This window comes from Streptococcus cristatus AS 1.3089 (assembly GCF_000385925.1).
Lineage (GTDB): Bacteria > Bacillota > Bacilli > Lactobacillales > Streptococcaceae > Streptococcus > Streptococcus cristatus_B.
In genome coordinates, this window is record NC_021175.1 from 1,585,491 (window position 1) to 1,604,379 (window position 18,889).

The 18,889-nt window shown below is 40.0% G+C and carries 15 protein-coding genes and 2 pseudogenes; 15 read left to right on the plus strand and 2 right to left on the minus strand.

Annotated elements, in window-relative coordinates; all coding sequences use genetic code 11:
- Positions 1-99 precede the first annotated feature (99 nt).
- Complete coding sequence (locus I872_RS07855) at positions 100-3,369, plus strand: LPXTG-anchored zinc carboxypeptidase (protein WP_015605594.1); 3,270 nt, start codon at positions 100-102, stop codon at positions 3,367-3,369.
- 141 nt (positions 3,370-3,510) lie between these two features.
- Here the strand turns inward: I872_RS07855 and I872_RS07860 are convergent, their stop codons facing one another.
- On the minus strand, positions 3,511-3,993 hold the full coding sequence (locus I872_RS07860; protein ID WP_015605595.1) for a GNAT family N-acetyltransferase: 483 nt from the start codon (positions 3,991-3,993) through the stop codon (positions 3,511-3,513).
- A 429-nt stretch (positions 3,994-4,422) separates the two neighbouring features.
- Between I872_RS07860 and I872_RS07865 the strand changes: the two genes are divergently transcribed.
- The 7 genes and pseudogenes from I872_RS07865 (at position 4,423) to erm(B) (ending at position 9,141) form a co-directional block, all read left to right on the plus strand.
- Positions 4,423-4,737: a YdcP family protein gene (locus I872_RS07865; RefSeq protein WP_000420682.1), complete on the plus strand. Its 315-nt coding sequence runs from the start codon at positions 4,423-4,425 to the stop codon at positions 4,735-4,737.
- 15 nt (positions 4,738-4,752) lie between these two features.
- Entirely contained in the window at positions 4,753-5,139 is a 387-nt protein-coding gene (locus tag I872_RS07870) for a YdcP family protein (protein WP_000985015.1), read from the plus strand.
- A 28-nt stretch (positions 5,140-5,167) separates the two neighbouring features.
- Positions 5,168-6,553 carry an FtsK/SpoIIIE domain-containing protein gene (locus I872_RS07875; RefSeq protein WP_000813488.1) on the plus strand — a complete coding sequence of 462 codons (1,386 nt, stop codon included), beginning with the start codon at positions 5,168-5,170 and terminating at the stop codon, positions 6,551-6,553.
- A 175-nt stretch (positions 6,554-6,728) separates the two neighbouring features.
- Positions 6,729-7,931, plus strand: a pseudogene (gene mobT, locus I872_RS07880) (MobT family relaxase); the annotation flags it as partial.
- Positions 7,914-8,147: a peptide-binding protein gene (locus I872_RS12315; RefSeq protein ID WP_148842514.1), complete on the plus strand. Its 234-nt coding sequence runs from the start codon at positions 7,914-7,916 to the stop codon at positions 8,145-8,147. The pseudogene mobT and the gene I872_RS12315, both read left to right, overlap by 18 nt.
- 48 nt (positions 8,148-8,195) lie before the next feature.
- Complete coding sequence (locus I872_RS07885; RefSeq protein WP_001814874.1) at positions 8,196-8,279, plus strand: 23S rRNA methyltransferase attenuation leader peptide; 84 nt, start codon at positions 8,196-8,198, stop codon at positions 8,277-8,279.
- 124 nt (positions 8,280-8,403) lie between these two features.
- On the plus strand, positions 8,404-9,141 hold the full coding sequence (gene erm(B) / locus I872_RS07890; protein ID WP_001038795.1) for a 23S rRNA (adenine(2058)-N(6))-methyltransferase Erm(B): 738 nt from the start codon (positions 8,404-8,406) through the stop codon (positions 9,139-9,141).
- Between the two features lie 256 nt (positions 9,142-9,397).
- On the opposite strand, the pseudogene I872_RS07895 reads toward erm(B), so the two are convergent.
- Positions 9,398-10,643, minus strand: a pseudogene (locus tag I872_RS07895) (ISL3 family transposase).
- 179 nt (positions 10,644-10,822) lie between these two features.
- Here I872_RS07895 and I872_RS07900 point away from each other — a divergent pair.
- From I872_RS07900 to I872_RS07930, 7 genes are all read left to right on the plus strand, one after another.
- Positions 10,823-11,044, plus strand: a complete 222-nt coding sequence (locus I872_RS07900; protein WP_001009056.1) for a hypothetical protein — start codon at positions 10,823-10,825, stop codon at positions 11,042-11,044.
- A 116-nt stretch (positions 11,045-11,160) separates the two neighbouring features.
- A complete protein-coding gene (locus tag I872_RS07905; protein WP_000342539.1) occupies positions 11,161-11,658 on the plus strand; it encodes an antirestriction protein ArdA in 498 nt (165 codons plus the stop codon).
- Positions 11,659-11,746: 88 nt separating this feature from the next.
- Positions 11,747-12,139 (plus strand): conjugal transfer protein, encoded by a 393-nt coding sequence (locus I872_RS07910; RefSeq protein WP_000723888.1) that lies wholly within the window; start codon positions 11,747-11,749, stop codon positions 12,137-12,139.
- Entirely contained in the window at positions 12,123-14,570 is a 2,448-nt protein-coding gene (gene tcpF, locus I872_RS07915; protein ID WP_000331160.1) for a conjugal transfer ATPase TcpF, read from the plus strand. The genes I872_RS07910 and tcpF overlap by 17 nt, the downstream gene beginning before the upstream one ends.
- A gap of 2 nt (positions 14,571-14,572) precedes the next feature.
- The gene (locus I872_RS07920) at positions 14,573-16,750 is read left to right on the plus strand and encodes a CD3337/EF1877 family mobilome membrane protein (RefSeq protein ID WP_000804748.1); all 2,178 of its coding nucleotides are present in this window, start codon (positions 14,573-14,575) and stop codon (positions 16,748-16,750) included.
- Entirely contained in the window at positions 16,747-17,748 is a 1,002-nt protein-coding gene (locus tag I872_RS07925) for a bifunctional lytic transglycosylase/C40 family peptidase (protein ID WP_000769868.1), read from the plus strand. Before I872_RS07920 ends, I872_RS07925 begins: the two co-directional genes overlap by 4 nt.
- Positions 17,745-18,680, plus strand: a complete 936-nt coding sequence (locus tag I872_RS07930) for a conjugal transfer protein (RefSeq protein WP_001224320.1) — start codon at positions 17,745-17,747, stop codon at positions 18,678-18,680. Before I872_RS07925 ends, I872_RS07930 begins: the two co-directional genes overlap by 4 nt.
- The last annotated feature ends 209 nt before the right edge of the window (positions 18,681-18,889 follow it).

Sequence of the window (18,889 nt, forward strand, 5' to 3'; positions counted from 1 at the left end):
TTTTTGTTAGAAGTTTGTTTTTTATCTATGTTTTTGTTTGTGAACGGTTTCAAACTCTGCTATACTAAACTTAAGAACACATTAAAAAGGAGGTTTCTTATGAAAAACTCATATAAGAAACGCTTATATACACAAGCCCTCAGCCTATCCGCTGCGGTTCTCTTAGCCGTTTTAGCTCAAGGAAATTCAGCGGCTGATACGCTTAACCCTGCTGAAACTCCGCAAGACAGCAGCAAAATCAGTTCTCTGGTGGAGCAGCCTAAGCCTGCAAGTACAGAGAAACCTGAAGAAACTTCGACTACTCCACAAGCTGAGCCACTAGAGAAAAATGGTCCATCTGAAGCTGCCGACAGCAAGGCTCCAAGTCTTCCTTCCACAGCCCCAGAGGAAAAAGCAGCTGATGCTAGCCAAAAACTGGATACTGCGCCTAAAACAGAAGTCCGCGCAGCCAGCACCCATGAAAGCAAGGTTCAGCTTGCTGACAGTAAAGTTTACATGTCCGAAAAAGCCAGCATTGAAGAAACTATTCAAGAACAGGGCGCTCAAGCTGGTAAAATCACCTGGACACTAGACAACAAGCCTATTAGCGAGTGGAAAACTTGGAAAATGGATGACGGCACCTTCACTGGCGACCCATTTGTCACTGTCGAAGAAAAAGCTGATGGAAATGACCTAAAAGTTTCCCTCAAATTTAATGAACTATTTGGTCAAGACTTAAGCCTGCGGACACCGAACAATATCCGTAGAACCTACCGCAACTTTATGGGAACTCATGAATTAGTCGGAACTAGTGAGGATCTTGGCCTGACCATTCGCAAGAATATCGTCCTTCGTCCTTACGAAGATTTCCATACCCACGATGAAATGCTGGCAGCTATCGAAAAGAGCCGACAAGATGCTAAAAAAGACCGACTGGTCCAAATCGAAACAATTGGTAGCAGTGCCCAAGGTCGTGATATCAAGCTCGGTATCATCAGCTCCGACCAAAAGAGCATTGACGACTATCTCAACACAACCAATAAAGTTGCCCTTACTAAACCAGCTGAAATGTTAGCTGCTCTGAAAAATGGTAGACTGGACTACAAACTTCCGGTCCTTATCAATAACACCCACGCTGACGAACAGCCAGCTATCGACATCATCACTGGACTCTTCAATACTTTTGCGACCAAGGAGCAAATTTCTTTCCAAACAACTGATGCCAACGGTGCTGCTAGAAATATCACCCTCAATGTCAAAGAACTCCTCAAGAAATTCATTTTCCTCTTTGACTTTACTGAAAATCCTGACGGAGATGTTGCCAATACGCGTGCTCTTGCCAACGGAATCGATCCAAACCGCGACACTAGCTATCAGGCTAACCCAGAAACCCGTACTGTAGCTGGACTCATCAACAAATGGAATCCAATTGCACTTTATGATATTCATGGATTTGTTAAAGAATTCTTGATAGAACCCGCTACCCCACCGCACGATCCAAACTTTGAATACGACCTTTTGTCTGAAAATATGCTGGAAAATGCCCACCACATGGGTCGCGCCGGCGTTGCCAACTCCAAATACGACCACTACATCATCCCTAAACTAGACTGGGGCGATGGCTGGGATGACTCCTTCTCCGGCTACACTGGTGTCTATGCCATGTACCATGGCATATTAGGACATACCATTGAAATACCTGAGGGCAATCAGGAATCCTACAAGGCTGGCTATCACGCTGTCCTCGGAGGTATTTCTTACCTATCCCAAAACCCTGATAAACTCATGGAAATGCGCCTTAACTTCTATCTCCGTGGCATCAACAAAGTTGAAGATCCAAAAGCTGAAAATGAGTTGGTCGGACCTGACGGCAAGGTTGTTGGACGGGTAAAAAACGGTCAGAAAAAATTCTTCCCTGACTATTACGTCATCCCTATGGGTCTCGACAAAGACAATGATTCCCAACAAGCCTTTAATATGATTGAATACTTCAAGAGAAATGGTGTTGTCATTCAAGAATTGAAGGAAGATGTTGGCAACTATAAGAAGGGTGACCTGGTTGTCGATATGGCTCAAGCTAAGCGTGGCTATGCCAACCATATCCTCTACAAAGGATCAAACGAATCCGCTTGGGCTGCCATGTATGCTGAGCTTTTGGTAAACTTCCCAGATATGAGAGGCTTTAAAGCTGAGCCGATCTTTAAAGATAAACTCTTTGATGGCAAACTCGGTGAAGTCACTGCTCTCCGTGCTACTCGGACGAGCGATATCAACTACTCAGCACCTTACTATGTCATCGCTAATACATCTGACAGCGCAGTCAAAGCTGTCAACCAAGCCATTCGCCAAGGTAAGAAAGTCTATCTAACAGAAGATGGTTATATCGTTGATACATCAACCTTTGCAAATCTCTTAGGTGATTATGCTATTTATGGAGACGCCTTGTATAAGGTTCCGGAAGGGCCAAGCTTGAAAGCACTGAAGGTCTATGCACCTCCTCATCAATTCTACTGGGCAGGAGTGGACTCACCTGCTCATACCGCTCTGGCATTGAAAAATCTAGGCTTTGATATTGTCGATACACCTGAGGAAGCTGATGTCATCGCCCTTGAAAGCAACAAGTTTGATAAGTCTATTCTTGGTCGCAAACCAACCATTGTAGTGGGGGGCTCTGCTATGCAACGCCTTGAAAAACTCGGTGTTCTAGATGGATTTGATGCAGAAAGATTCTCCGGCGGTAGCGATTTTGAAGGTCTGATGAAGGCTATTATAGACGATAAAGATCCATTGACTAGCGGCTATAAAAAGAATGATTTCTTCTATTCTAATTCTGGAAACTGGATCGCAAAAGCCCCTGCCAACTTCAAGACTTTGGCGACTATTGCAGACAGTGACTATTACATTGCAGGTTGGTGGCCAGGCAACGAAAAACTAGCCAATAAAATCGTTGCTATTTCTGGTAATTACAAGGAACACCCACTCTTCGTTTATGCTGGAAATCCAACCAATCGTCTGCACACCATTCACTTCTACCGTTGGGTATCGAACGCTGTCTTTGGCAATCAATTGGCTGAGCTGAAAGATATGCCTATCACTCACAAACCAAGTGTCGAAATTGTTGAAATTTTGAACCAAAAACCTCAGCCAAAACAAGCAGGCAAACCAGCTGACAAACCGACAGCTCCGAAAGCAAAAGAAGAGCCATTAGAAAGTCTAGCTCAGAAAACAAGCGAAGCACAGCCTATCGCTACAGCTCAAAAAGCAACAAATACTCATCAGGCCCAGCTCCCACAAACAGGAAGCAAAGAAGACTCTGCTCTCTTTACAGTTGCAACGATTCTTCTGGCTACAAGCGGTGGTCTCATCTTGCTCAAAAAGAAAGAAGCATAAGCATTCATTTCCTTTTTTGCTAGCTCACTACAATCCTCTAAATACAAAAATCGCATGGACAAATCATCTCAGTTTCATCCATGCGATTTTTTTCGTAATTGCTAATGTTGCAGTATTGAGCTAATAGTGAGAAAAGCTCAGTCAGATCTGGAAATATGCTTCTGAATTTAATTTTTTTACCCAAATCAAACAAGGGTTGCTCTTATCCCAAAGCTCAGGAAAGATTTCTAACTTCTTAAATCCCTGAGACTGGTAGAAAGCGTTCGTCCTGTCGTAAGTACGATAATGACCTGGTGCTACCGTTTTGACTTGCAGATAAGATGCTTTTTGACGAGCAGCATTTTCCAAAACTCCCAGAAGCCGACTGCCAATTCCCAATCTATGATAGCATTTCTTAACAGCCAGACAGTCAATCTCAGCACAATCCTCACTGGAATAGGACAAACTGATAAACCCCACTGCTTGGTTCCCATCATAAGCTCCCCAAACCTGCAGATTCTCAGCGGTCTCAATATAGGCTCTGGTGCTTTCGGGAATCCCAAACCACTCTGGCAAATCAGCTAGAACAGCCGTCGCAAGTGCCGATTTTTGACTCCTATTTGTGATTTCAGTTACTTGAATCATTACTCTCCTCCACAATGTTCCTTTTATTTCCGGAAAAATATTGTAAATCATATTTATATCTAGGCAATACAGAACTATCTAGTATTTTTCAAAGAAAAATAGCATAAAAATCTAGTTATCCGCATAAAAACTGGACTTATCACACTTTATCAAGGTCAAAACCACTCAATTTACTACTAATTTACTACTTATGAATGAGCTTTGATACGACGATTTATCCTTGAAAAGTGAAGATATAAAGATACTTCCAATAAAATTTGAATATTTAATAGGTAGACACTTCAAAAAATGAGGTGTCTATTTTTTACCCGATTTTGAAAGGAAGTGAACTTATGAAAACAAAAAATCAAGAATCAAAAGGTCGTTCCCCACTCTTTAAGACCATCAAACATTCATTCAGCCAATAAAAAAGAAAGGATAGGTAAAAATATGGAACTTAAATTTGTGATTCCCAACATGGAAAAAACATTCGGCAATTTAGAATTTGCTGGCGAGGATAAAGTCGTTCAGCGAAGAATCAACGGACGGCTAACTGTCTTATCAAGAAGCTATAATCTCTATTCTGATGTTCAAAGAGCAGATGATATTGTGGTGGTGCTTCCTGCTGAAGCTGGCGAAAAACATTTCGGCTTTGAGGAACGTGTGAAGTTAGTCAATCCACGTATTACCGCAGAGGGCTACAAAATCGGCACTCGTGGTTTTACAAATTACCTTTTACATGCTGACGACATGATAAAAGAATAAAGAAAGAGAGGAAAAATGATGAGATTAGCAAATGGCATTGTATTAGATAAAGACACGACTTTTGGAGAATTGAAATTCTCTGCTCTACGTCGTGAAGTGAGAATCCAAAATGAAGACGGGTCGGTTTCAGATGAAATCAAGGAACGTACCTATGACTTAAAATCCAAAGGACAAGGACGCATGATTCAAGTAAGTATTCCTGCCAGCGTGCCTTTGAAAGAGTTTGATTATAACGCACGGGTGGAACTTATCAATCCCATTGCGGACACCGTTGCTACTGCCACCTATCAAGGAGCAGATGTTGACTGGTATATCAAGGCAGACGATATTGTGCTGACAAAGGATTCTAGTTCATTCAAAGCTCAACCACAAGCAAAGAAAGAACCGACACAAGACAAATAGTCGCTAGGTAGAAAGGAGACTTTTTCGCATGAAACAGCGTGGTAAAAGGATTCGCCCATCTGGTAAAGATTTAGTCTTTCATTTTACGATAGCGTCACTCCTGCCTGTTTTCCTGCTGGTTGTCGGACTGTTTCATGTGAAGACAATCCAGCAGATCAACTGGCAGGATTTTAACCTATCACAAGCAGATAAGATTGACATTCCCTATTTAATTATCAGTTTCAGTGTCGCAATTCTTATCTGCTTGCTGGTAGCGTTTGTATTCAAACGGGTTCGCTATGATACGGTTAAACAACTTTACCACCGTCAAAAACTGGCAAAGATGATACTTGAAAACAAGTGGTATGAATCTGAACAGGTCAAAACAGAGGGTTTCTTTAAAGATAGTGCTGGTCGTACAAAGGAAAAGATAACCTACTTCCCTAAAATGTATTATCGACTTAAAAATGGCTTGATACAGATACGGGTGGAAATCACGCTGGGAAAATATCAAGACCAACTCTTACACTTGGAAAAGAAATTAGAGAGTGGCTTGTACTGTGAGCTGACGGATAAAGAGTTAAAGGATTCCTATGTGGAATATACTTTGCTCTATGACACCATAGCCAGTCGTATTTCTATTGATGAAGTAGAAGCTAAAGATGGTAAACTTCGCTTAATGAAAAACGTATGGTGGGAATATGATAAGCTCCCTCATATGTTGATTGCTGGTGGTACAGGTGGCGGTAAAACTTACTTTATACTGACACTGATTGAAGCCTTGCTTCATACAGATTCAAAACTGTATATTCTTGACCCGAAAAATGCTGACCTTGCGGACTTAGGTTCTGTGATGGCAAATGTCTACTATAGAAAAGAAGACTTGCTTTCTTGCATTGAAACATTCTATGAAGAAATGATGAAACGTAGTGAGGAAATGAAGCAGATGAAGAACTATAAGACTGGCAAAAATTATGCTTACTTAGGTCTCCCGGCACACTTCTTAATCTTTGATGAATACGTCGCTTTCATGGAAATGCTGGGAACAAAAGAAAACACCGCAGTTATGAATAAGCTGAAACAGATTGTCATGTTAGGTCGTCAAGCTGGCTTCTTTCTAATACTGGCTTGTCAACGTCCAGACGCAAAATATTTAGGCGACGGAATCCGTGATCAGTTTAATTTCAGAGTGGCTTTAGGTCGTATGTCTGAAATGGGCTATGGCATGATGTTTGGCAGTGACGTACAAAAGGATTTCTTCTTAAAGCGAATCAAAGGTCGTGGCTATGTTGATGTAGGAACAAGTGTCATATCAGAGTTTTATACTCCCCTTGTACCAAAAGGATATGATTTCTTGGAGGAAATTAAAAAGTTATCCAACAGCAGACAGTCCACGCAGGCGACGTGCGAAGCGGAAGTCGCAGGTGTGGACTGATCTTGCTGGCTGGTGTGGCAATAGCCACGCCAGCACTTAACCCCCGTATCTAACAGGGGGGTACAAATCGACAGGAAACAGTCAAAAAACATTAGAAAATCCTTTGGTTACAAGGGATTTACAAAATTTCAGCGTATGTCAAATGGGCTTTAAAAGTTGACATACGCCTTTTTGATTGGAGGGATTTTTACTGAATGAACAAACTTGGTTACAGCATTTAAAAGAAAAACGCTTGGCTTATGGACTATCTCAAAACCGTTTAGCTGTTGCGACTGGTATTACAAGGCAGTATCTAAGCGATATTGAAACAGGAAAAGTCAAGCCATCAGAGGATTTACAGCAGTCCCTTTGGGAAGCTCTGGAACGCTTCAATCCCGACGCTCCCCTTGAAATGCTGTTTGATTATGTAAGAATTCGCTTTCCGACAACAGACGTACAGCAGGTGGTCGAAAACATCTTACAACTGAAACTGTCCTATTTTCTTCATGAGGACTATGGTTTCTATTCTTATTCAGAGCATTATGCTTTAGGCGACATATTCGTCCTTTGCTCCCATGAACTGGACAAAGGAGTTCTGGTGGAATTGAAAGGTCGTGGGTGCAGACAATTTGAAAGCTATCTTCTGGCACAACAAAGAAGCTGGTATGAGTTCTTTATGGACGTTTTGGTGGCTGGCGGTGTGATGAAACGCCTTGACCTTGCCATTAACGATAAGACAGGGATTTTAAATATCCCTGTACTCACTGAAAAGTGCCAACAGGAAGAATGTATCTCCGTCTTCCGCAGTTTTAAAAGCTATCGCAGTGGCGAACTGGTACGCAAAGAGGAAAAGGAATGTATGGGAAACACCCTCTATATCGGTTCATTACAAAGTGAAGTTTATTTCTGTATCTATGAAAAGGACTACGAGCAGTACAAGAAAAATGATATTCCCATTGAAGACGCAGAAGTAAAAAACCGTTTTGAGATTCGATTGAAAAATGAGCGTGCCTATTATGCAGTCCGTGATTTACTCGTCTATGACAATCCAGAGCATACCGCCTTTAAAATTATCAATCGGTATATCCGTTTTGTAGATAAAGACGATTCCAAACCTCGTTCTGATTGGAAACTGAATGAAGAATGGGCTTGGTTTATTGGGAACAATCGTGAACGATTAAAACTAACCACAAAACCAGAGCCTTACTCCTTCCAAAGGACGCTGAACTGGCTATCTCATCAAGTTGCCCCGACCTTAAAGGTTGCGATTAAACTTGATGAAATCAACCAGACGCAGGTTGTAAAAGACATTCTCGACCATGCGAAACTGACAGACCGACACAAGCAGATTTTGAAGCAACAGTCAGTAAAAGAACAGGACGTGATAACAACAAAAAAAGGATATCTGTCAACCATACCAGTTGACAGATATCCAAAAAAAGATATAATGGGAGATAAGACGGTTCGTGTTCGTGCTGACTTGCACCATATCATAAAAATCGAAACAGCAAAGAATGGCGGAAACGTAAAAGAAGTTATGGAAATAAGACTTAGAAGCAAACTTAAGAGTGTGTTGATAGTGCATTATCTTAAAATTTTGTATAATAGGAATTGAAGTTAAATTAGATGCTAAAAATTTGTAATTAAGAAGGAGGGATTCGTCATGTTGGTATTCCAAATGCGTAATGTAGATAAAACATCTACTGTTTTGAAACAGACTAAAAACAGTGATTACGCAGATAAATAAATACGTTAGATTAATTCCTACCAGTGACTAATCTTATGACTTTTTAAACAGATAACTAAAATTACAAACAAATCGTTTAACTTCTGTATTTGTTTATAGATGTAATCACTTCAGGAGAGATTACATGAACAAAAATATAAAATATTCTCAAAACTTTTTAACGAGTGAAAAAGTACTCAACCAAATAATAAAACAATTGAATTTAAAAGAAACCGATACCGTTTACGAAATTGGAACAGGTAAAGGGCATTTAACGACGAAACTGGCTAAAATAAGTAAACAGGTAACGTCTATTGAATTAGACAGTCATCTATTCAACTTATCGTCAGAAAAATTAAAACTGAATACTCGTGTCACTTTAATTCACCAAGATATTCTACAGTTTCAATTCCCTAACAAACAGAGGTATAAAATTGTTGGGAATATTCCTTACCATTTAAGCACACAAATTATTAAAAAAGTGGTTTTTGAAAGCCGTGCGTCTGACATCTATCTGATTGTTGAAGAAGGATTCTACAAGCGTACCTTGGATATTCACCGAACACTAGGGTTGCTCTTGCACACTCAAGTCTCGATTCAGCAATTGCTTAAGCTGCCAGCGGAATGCTTTCATCCTAAACCAAAAGTAAACAGTGTCTTAATAAAACTTACCCGCCATACCACAGATGTTCCAGATAAATATTGGAAGCTATATACGTACTTTGTTTCAAAATGGGTCAATCGAGAATATCGTCAACTGTTTACTAAAAATCAGTTTCATCAAGCAATGAAACACGCCAAAGTAAACAATTTAAGTACCATTACTTATGAGCAAGTATTGTCTATTTTTAATAGTTATCTATTATTTAACGGGAGGAAATAATTCTATGAGTCGCTTTTTTAAATTTGGAAAGTTACACGTTACTAAAGGGAATGGAGATAAATTATTAGATATACTACTGACAGCTTCCAAGAAGCTAAAGAGGTCCCTAGCGCCTACGGGGAATTTGTATCGATAAGGGGTACAAATTCCCACTAAGCGCTCGGGACCCCTTGTAGGAAAATGTCCTAAGTGGGATATCTGTCAACTGGTATGGTTGACTAAAAATACTTCCTACGAAAATGTAGGGGGTATTTTTTTACGAAAAAATACAATCGATTCTTAAAAAGAAAAATTTTTGATTGGCAAAACCATAACAAGTTCGTTTTAGGGTTTTGATTTTGCGATTGATGCCTTCTAAAGGACCATTAGAGTATTCAAATTTAGCGCTATTTAAGACATATTTTCTGTTTTGACGAAGGGTTTGAATAGCAGTATCCATTTCTGTATTGGTTTTTTGGTAGTCTAAGATGGTTGACTCTAGTAATTCACTATTGCGCTCGTTTAGGGCTTTCGTGATATCTTGGTAAGTTTGGTATACTTCAGCGAACTTGGAAAATTTACTAGTAATGAGATCAACAGCATTTTGGCGAGTCATATATTGTTTAACGCCGCGAAGAAAAACTACTTCTTCAGGGTGAAGATCTTCAGCTTTTTTATGGAATAGCTTCCAATGTGACTTCATAATTTTATATTCTTGGCTCTGTTTATCAAGTTGCTTTAGGATAGAGATACGACAATTGTCCAAAGCGCGACCAGCTAATTGTACAAGGTGGAAGCGATCAATAATGATATTGGCATTAGGGAAAAGGCGATAGATAAAACTTTGATATTGAGCATTTAAATCAATTACAACTGATTGAACGCATTCGCGTTCGGCTTTTGAATAACGACTTTCAAAATAATCAACAATGGTAGGTGATAGACGATCCTGTAACTTTGTGACAATTTGGTGGGTTTCAGCGTCACAACAGATAAAGGACATCACAGACTTAATTGAACGAAACTCGTCAAAACATAGATGCTTAGGCAACTTAGCCACACGATAGTGTGGTTCCATGCGCTCTAAGATTGTTCGACGAACACTGCTAGGAGAGCAGTGACACATTTCAGCAATAAGCTGACCAGATAAGCCTTTACGAGCTAAAAGCATGATTTGATTTTTGAGATCACTGGATAAGGTTTGATTTTCTTTGGTTAAATTAGTAATAGCACCAAAAGTAGTATGGCATGATTTACATTTATAGCGTTGTTTACGAAGCTCTAGTTCATATCTTCTCCCATTTAAACTTGCCAGTCGTACATGAGTTTTGCGAAAGCCATCCTTATTAACTGTGGGAAAGCCACAGTTACGACAACGATTAATCGGATAAGAAAGAGTAGCTGTTATTAGCGTTATATACTCTTTAACAGAATCGTTGTTGTGTTCAGCTTCTTCAACAGAAATAATTTAATATTTTATCTTTAATTCCAAGAATATTTAGGATAGAATCATTATGGGACATTTGTTTAACCTTCTTTCATGATTTTTGTGGTGAATTGATTGTATAACGAGGGGACAGCAAATGTCCTCTTTTTTGTATAAAAAAATCTGGCATGGAATCTCTATCCATACCAGAAAGTGTATACCCCAAAAAAATAACTCAAATACAAATTCATTGAATATAGAGAGGAGAACATTTTTATGAATTTTGGACAAAACCTTTATAACTGGTTTCTATCAAACGCTCAATCACTGGTGCTTTTAGCAATCGTTGTGATTGGCTTGTATCTTGGCTTCAAGCGTGAGTTTAGCAAACTGATTGGCTTTTTAATTATTGCGATTATTGCGGTTGGCTTAGTCTTCAACGCTGCTGGAGTAAAAGACATTTTACTAGAGCTATTCAATCGCATTATTGGTGCTTAAATAAAACCGTTCTTTTGTGGAATATAAGTGGTTTTCTTATGTTCCGCAAAGGAATGGTACACCAAACGAAGTGCGGTAGGGATTTTTGAATCTCTACAAAGAAAGGACGTGAATATATGGACGATATGCAAGTCTATATTGCGAATTTAGGCAAATACAATGAGGGCGAATTGGTCGGTGCGTGGTTTACCTTTCCCATTGACTTTGAGGAAGTCAAAGAGAAAATCGGCTTGAATGATGAATATGAGGAATACGCCATTCATGACTACGAGTTACCCTTTACGGTTGACGAATACACTTCCATTGGCGAACTCAATCGACTATGGGAAATGGTATCGGAATTACCCGAAGAATTACAATCGGAGCTATCTGCTCTGCTCACTCATTTTTCAAGCATTGAAGAACTAAGCGAACATCAAGAGGATATTATCATTCATTCCGATTGTGATGATATGTATGACGTGGCACGCTACTACATTGAAGAAACGGGTGCTTTAGGCGAAGTACCAGCTAGTCTTCAAAACTATATTGATTATCAAGCCTATGGTCGGGATTTAGACCTTTCAGGAACGTTTATCTCAACCAATCATGGGATTTTTGAAATCGTCTATTAAATCTGTCGGTACATTACTACTGGCAGATTTTCTATTTTACGGGGTGGCTCAATCAGCTACCCCTATTTTTTATGAAAGGATTGATTACATGAAGAAAATACGAAGCTATACCAGTATCTGGTCTGTGGAAAAGGTACTGTATTCTATCAATGATTTTAGACTTCCGTTTCCCATAACCTTTACGCAAATGACATGGTTTGTCGTGTCACTCTTTGCAGTGATGATACTTGGCAACTTGCCCCCTCTTTCCATGATAGAGGGAGCATTTCTCAAATACTTTGGGATTCCTGTGGCTTTCACATGGTTTATGTCTACAAAAACTTTTGATGGTAAAAAGCCTTATGGATTTTTGAAGTCTGTCATTGCTTATGCACTGCGACCAAAGCTGACCTATGCAGGAAAAAAAGTAACGCTTGGCAGAAACCAGCCACAAGAAGCCATTACAGCAGTTAGGAGTGAATTTTATGGCATATCCAATTAAATACATTGAAAACAATCTCGTCTGGAATAAAGACGGGGAATGTTATGCTTACTATGAGCTTGTTCCTTACAATTACTCATTTCTAAGTCCAGAACAGAAAATACAAGTGCATGATTCTTTCAGACAGCTTATCGCACAAAATCGTGATGGCAAAATTCATGCTTTACAAATCAGTACAGAATCCAGCATACGTTCTGCACAAGAGCGTTCCAAAAATGAAGTCACTGGCAAGCTCAAAGCGGTTGCCTATGACAAAATCGACCAACAGACAGACGCTTTAATATCCATGATTGGCGAAAATCAAGTGAACTACCGTTTCTTTATCGGCTTTAAGTTGCTTCTCAACGATCAGGAGTTTTCTATGAAAAGTCTTACCGTTGAAGCAAAAAATGCTTTGTCTGATTTTGTCTATGATGTGAACCATAAGCTGATGGGCGATTTTGTTAGTATGAGTAATGATGAAATCCTGCGTTTTCAGAAGATGGAAAAGCTCTTAGAAAATAAAATCTCTCGTCGTTTCAAAATCCGCAGGTTAGATAAGGACGACTTCGGCTATCTGATTGAACACCTTTACGGACAGACAGGCACTGCCTATGAAGAGTATGAGTACCATCTATCAAAGAAAAAGCTGGATAATGAAACGCTGATTAAATACTATGACTTGATTAAGCCTACTCGCTGTTTGGTGGAAGAAAAACAGCGATATTTGAAAATCCAGCAGGAAGATGAAACCGTCTATGTAGCTTACTTTACCATTAACAGCATTGTCGGAGAACTGGACTTCCCGTCCTCTGAAATCTTCTACTACCAGCAACAGCAATTTACATTCCCGATTGATACGTCAATGAATGTGGAAATTGTAGCGAATCGTAAAGCCCTATCTACTGTCCGCAATAAAAAGAAAGAACTGAAAGACTTGGATAACCACGCTTGGCAAAGTGATAATGAAACCAGCTCCAATGTGGCGGAAGCTCTGGAAAGTGTGAATGAGCTGGAAACCAATTTAGACCAAAGCAAGGAATCTATGTACAAGCTGTCTTATGTGGTAAGGGTATCAGCAAATGATCTTGACGAACTCAAACGTCGTTGTAATGAAGTGAAAGATTTTTATGACGATTTAAGCGTAAAACTGGTACGACCATTTGGGGATATGCTCGGCTTACATGAAGAATTTTTACCTGCCAGCAAGCGTTATATGAATGATTATATTCAATACGTGACCTCTGATTTCCTCGCTGGTTTAGGTTTTGGTGCTACTCAAATGCTGGGGGAAAATGAGGGGATTTATGTTGGCTACAGCTTAGATACTGGACGCAATGTCTATCTGAAACCTGCTCTTGCCAGTCAAGGGGTTAAGGGTTCAGTAACCAATGCGTTAGCGTCGGCTTTTGTTGGTTCGCTGGGTGGTGGTAAATCCTTTGCGAATAACCTTATCGTCTATTATGCGGTGCTTTATGGGGCACAAGCAGTGATTGTAGACCCAAAAGCAGAACGTGGCAGATGGAAAGAAACCTTGCCAGAGATTTCCCATGAAATCAATATCGTCACTCTGACTTCTGATGAGAAAAACAAAGGCTTACTTGACCCTTATGTGATTATGAAAAATCCCAAAGATTCTGAATCACTGGCTATTGATATTCTGACATTCCTTACGGGGATTTCCTCTCGTGATGGGGAACGCTTCCCAATCCTTAGAAAAGCCATTCGTGCAGTAACCAATAGTGAAGTACGAGGGTTGATGAAAGTGATTGAGGAATTACGGGTTGAGAATACGCCACTAAGTACCAGTATAGCCGACCATATCGAAAGTTTTACAGACTATGACTTTGCACATTTATTATTCAGTAATGGTTATGTGGAGCAGTCTATCAGCTTAGAAAAACAACTGAACATTATACAGGTTGCGGACTTGGTACTTCCCGACAAGGAAACTTCCTTTGAGGAATATACCACTATGGAGCTTTTATCCGTTGCTATGCTGATTGTCATTAGTACCTTTGCTTTAGACTTTATCCATACAGACCGAAGCATTTTCAAGATTGTAGATTTAGACGAAGCATGGAGCTTTTTACAGGTAGCACAAGGAAAAACACTATCTATGAAGCTGGTTCGGGCTGGTCGTGCTATGAACGCTGGGGTATATTTCGTGACCCAAAATACAGACGACCTCTTAGATGAAAAACTGAAAAATAACCTCGGCTTAAAATTTGCATTTCGTTCCACTGACCTTAACGAGATTAAAAAGACCTTAGCCTTTTTTGGTGTAGACCCAGAGGACGAAAACAATCAGAAGCGATTGCGTGATTTGGAAAACGGGCAATGCCTTATCAGTGATTTATATGGTCGTGTCGGTGTGATACAGTTCCACCCTGTATTTGAAGAACTGCTCCATGCCTTTGATACCAGACCACCTGTGCGAAAAGAGGTGTAAATGTGAAACCATCAATAGTAAACAGAATAAAATCAAACTGGACGCTGAAACGTCTAGGTAAAGTGGCAATGACAGTGGCTTTCACACTTGTGATTGCCATTTTTCTTTTAGCCATGCTGGGAACGGTGGTTCAAGCTGCGGGCTTGGTAGATGATACGGTCAATGTGGCAAATGAATACAGCCGATACCCACTTGAAAACTATCAACTGGATTTTTATGTGGATAATAGCTGGGGCTGGCTTCCGTGGAACTGGTCGGACGGGATTGGAAAACAGGTCATGTATGGACTATATGCCATTACCAATTTTATTTGGACAATCAGTTTGTATGTTTCCAATGCGACAGGTTACTTAGTACAGGAAGCCTATTCCTTAGACTTCATTTCCGCTACAGCAGATTCCATTGGTAAGAATATGCAGACCTTAGCTGGTGTGAGTGCAAACGGATTTTCAACAGAGGGTTTCTATGTTGGATTCCTCTTACTCTTGATTTTGGTTCTTGGGGTTTATGTTGCCTATACGGGACTGATAAAGAGAGAAACCACAAAGGCAATTCATGCCATTATGAATTTTGTGCTGGTGTTTATCCTATCGGCTTCCTTTATTGCCTACGCTCCCGACTACATTAAAAAAATCAATGACTTTTCATCAGACATCAGTAATGCCAGTTTATCACTTGGCACGAAGATTGTCATGCCCCATTCCGATAGTCAAGGCAAGGACAGCGTGGACTTAATCAGAGATAGCCTGTTTTCCATACAGGTTCAGCAACCGTGGCTACTGCTTCAATACAACAGTTCAGACATTGAAAGTATCGGTATTGACCGTGTGGAAAGCCTGCTCTCCACCAGCCCAGATTCCAACAATGGCGAAGACAGAGAAAAAATTGTTGCGGAAGAAATTGAAGACAGAAGCAATACCAATCTAACCATTACAAAGACCATTAACCGTTTAGGTACAGTCTTCTTCCTATTTGTCTTCAATATTGGGATTTCCATATTTGTATTCCTATTAACAGGAATCATGATTTTCTCGCAGGTACTTTTTATCATCTATGCTATGTTTCTGCCTGTGAGCTTTATTTTAAGCATGATTCCATCATTTGATGGTATGTCAAAACGAGCCATAACAAAGCTCTTTAATACCATTTTGACACGAGCTGGAATCACATTGATTATTACGACAGCATTTAGTATTTCAACCATGCTCTATACCTTATCGGCTGGTTATCCGTTCTTTTTGATTGCTTTTCTACAGATTGTGACCTTTGCAGGAATCTACTTCAAGCTGGGCGATTTAATGAGTATGTTTTCTCTACAGAGTAACGATTCTCAAAGTGTGGGAAGTCGTGTGATGAGAAAACCTCGTATGCTTATGCACGCTCACATGCACCGTCTACAGCGGAAACTTGGACGTTCCATGACTACTCTAGGGGCTGGGTCTGCCATTGTTACAGGTAAAAAAGGACAGTCGGGTTCGGGGAGTTCTGCAAGGACACAAGCAGATCACTCCCGACCAGACGGAAAGGAAAAATCAACACTTGGAAAACGTATCGGTCAAACCATCGGTACAGTAGCTGATACCAAAGACAGAATGGTAGACACTGCTAGTGGTTTGAAAGAACAGGTTAAAGATTTGCCGACCAATGCAAGATATGCAGTATATCAAGGAAAATCCAAAGTAAAAGAGAATGTCCGTGATTTAACCAGTAGTATTTCTCAAACCAAAGCGGACAGAGCCAGTGGACGCAAGGAACAGCAGGAACAAAGGCGAAAAACCATTGCGAAGCGTCGCTCTGAAATGGAACAGGTCAAACAGAAAAAACAGCCTGCTTCTTCTGTTCATGAAAGACCGACTACAAGACAAGAACAATATCATGATGAACAGACCTCAAAACAGTCTAATATTCAGACTTCATATAAGGAATCTCAACAAGCCAAACAAGAGCGTCCAGCAGTTAAGTCCGATTTTTCAAGTCCAAAAGTGGAACGCCAAGGCAATACCGTTCAAGAAAAAACCGTTCAAAAGCCAGCAACTTCAACCACTACAGCAGATAGAACTTCACAACGTCCAATCACAAAAGAACGTCCGTCTACTGTTCAAAGAGTACCACTACAAAATACAAGAAGTAGACCACCAATCAAAACCGCCACCATTAAGAAAGTCGGTAAGAAACCATGAAGTTGAAAACTTTAGTGATTGGTGGTTCTGGATTATTCTTGATGGTCTTCTCACTGCTTCTGTTTGTTGCCATTTTATTTTCAGATGAACAGGACAGCGGAATTTCCAATATTCATTATGGAGGTGTGAATGTTTCCGCAGAAGTGCTGGCTCATAAGCCTATGGTAGAAAAATATGCCAAAGAATATGGCGTTGAAGAATATGTCAACATACTTCTTGCGATTATACAGGTGGAATCGGGCGGTACTGCGGAAGATGTTATGCAGTCCTCGGAATCCCTCGGTCTTCCACCTAATTCATTGAGTACAGAAGAATCCATTAAGCAAGGTGTGAAGTATTTCAGTGAATTATTAGCCAGTAGCGAAAGGCTCAGTGTAGATTTAGAATCGGTTATCCAGTCCTACAATTATGGTGGTGGTTTCTTAGGGTATGTGGCTAATCGTGGAAATAAATATACCTTTGAACTGGCTCAAAGTTTCTCAAAAGAGTATTCAGGTGGCGAAAAAGTGTCTTACCCCAATCCCATAGCCATACCTATCAATGGGGGCTGGCGATACAACTATGGCAATATGTTTTATGTGCAACTGGTAACGCAGTATCTTGTCACAACAGAGTTTGATGATGATACGGTACAAGCCATCATGGACGAAGCACTGAAATATGAGGGCTGGCGATACGTTTACGGTGGAGCTTCCCCGACTACTTCTTTTGATTGTAGCGGACTGACACAATGGACGTATGGAAAAGCTGGAATTAACTTACCACGAACCGCACAACAGCAATATGATGTGACCCAGCATATCCCACTATCGGAAGCACAAGCTGGCGATTTGGTTTTCTTTCATTCTACCTATAACGCTGGCTCTTATATTACTCATGTTGGGATATACCTTGGCAATAACCGTATGTTTCATGCAGGCGACCCAATCGGTTATGCCGACTTAACAAGCCCCTACTGGCAACAGCATTTAGTGGGAGCAGGACGAATCAAACAATGAGAAAGGAAGATTTAATGATGAAATTTAGAAAAAATCAGAATAAAGAAAAACAGATACCAAAGGAAAAGAAACCTCGTGTCTACTATAAGGTCAATCCTCATAAAAAGGTTGTGATTGCCTTGTGGGTACTTTTAGGGCTTAGTTTCAGCTTTGCGATATTCAAGCACTTTACAGCTATAGATACTCATACTATTCACGAAACAACTATCATAGAAAAGGAATACGTTGATACTCATCATGTAGAAAATTTTGTAGAGAACTTTGCGAAAGTCTACTATTCATGGGAGCAATCCGATAAGTCCATTGATAATCGAATGGAAAGTCTAAAAGGCTATCTGACAGATGAACTTCAAGCTCTCAATGTTGATACAGTACGCAAAGATATTCCTGTATCGTCTTCTGTAAGAGGATTTCAGATATGGACGGTAGAGCCAACTGGCGACAATGAGTTTAATGTAACCTACAGTGTAGACCAGCTCATTACAGAGGGAGAAAATACAAAGACCGTCCACTCTGCTTATATAGTGAGTGTCTATGTAGATGGTTCTGGAAATATGGTACTGGTTAAGAATCCGACCATTACCAACATACCTAAGAAATCAAGTTATAAACCAAAAGCCATTGAAAGTGAGGGGACGGTTGATTCCATTACAACCAATGAAATCAATGAGTTTTTAACGACGTTCTTCAAGCTCTATCCTACAGCGACAGCCAGTGAACTTTCCTACTATGTGAATGACGGGATATTAAAACCAATCGGAAAAGAGTACATCTTTCAAGAACTGGTAAATCCTATTCACAATCGTAAGGATAATCAAGTCACGGTATCGCTGACAGTGGAGTATATCGACCAGCAGACCAAAGCAACGCAGGTATCTCAATTTGATTTGGTACTTGAAAAGAACGGGAGTAATTGGAAGATTATAGAATAACAAATATTGGTACATTATTACAGCTATTTTGTAATCACGTACTCTCTTTGATAAAAAATTGGAGATTCCTTTACAAATATGCTCTTACGTGCTATTATTTAAGTATCTATTTAAAAGGAGTTAATAAATATGCGGCAAGGTATTCTTAAATAAACTGTCAATTTGATAGTGGGAACAAATAATTGGATGTCCTTTTTTAGGAGGGCTTA

Excerpts from the sequence above, each read along its gene's own strand:
- I872_RS07860 (WP_015605595.1), bottom strand. The coding sequence starts at position 3,993 with ATGATTCAAGTAACTGAAATCACAAATAGGAGTCAAAAATCGGCACTT.
- I872_RS07865 (WP_000420682.1), top strand. The coding sequence starts at position 4,423 with ATGGAACTTAAATTTGTGATTCCCAACATGGAAAAAACATTCGGCAAT.
- I872_RS07905 (WP_000342539.1), top strand. The coding sequence starts at position 11,161 with ATGGACGATATGCAAGTCTATATTGCGAATTTAGGCAAATACAATGAG.
- I872_RS07875 (WP_000813488.1), top strand. The coding sequence starts at position 5,168 with ATGAAACAGCGTGGTAAAAGGATTCGCCCATCTGGTAAAGATTTAGTC.
- I872_RS07930 (WP_001224320.1), top strand. The coding sequence starts at position 17,745 with ATGAGAAAGGAAGATTTAATGATGAAATTTAGAAAAAATCAGAATAAA.
- I872_RS07910 (WP_000723888.1), top strand. The coding sequence starts at position 11,747 with ATGAAGAAAATACGAAGCTATACCAGTATCTGGTCTGTGGAAAAGGTA.
- tcpF (WP_000331160.1), top strand. The coding sequence starts at position 12,123 with ATGGCATATCCAATTAAATACATTGAAAACAATCTCGTCTGGAATAAA.
- I872_RS07925 (WP_000769868.1), top strand. The coding sequence starts at position 16,747 with ATGAAGTTGAAAACTTTAGTGATTGGTGGTTCTGGATTATTCTTGATG.
- I872_RS07885 (WP_001814874.1), top strand. The coding sequence starts at position 8,196 with ATGTTGGTATTCCAAATGCGTAATGTAGATAAAACATCTACTGTTTTG.
- I872_RS07855 (WP_015605594.1), top strand. The coding sequence starts at position 100 with ATGAAAAACTCATATAAGAAACGCTTATATACACAAGCCCTCAGCCTA.
- I872_RS07900 (WP_001009056.1), top strand. The coding sequence starts at position 10,823 with ATGAATTTTGGACAAAACCTTTATAACTGGTTTCTATCAAACGCTCAA.
- I872_RS07870 (WP_000985015.1), top strand. The coding sequence starts at position 4,753 with ATGATGAGATTAGCAAATGGCATTGTATTAGATAAAGACACGACTTTT.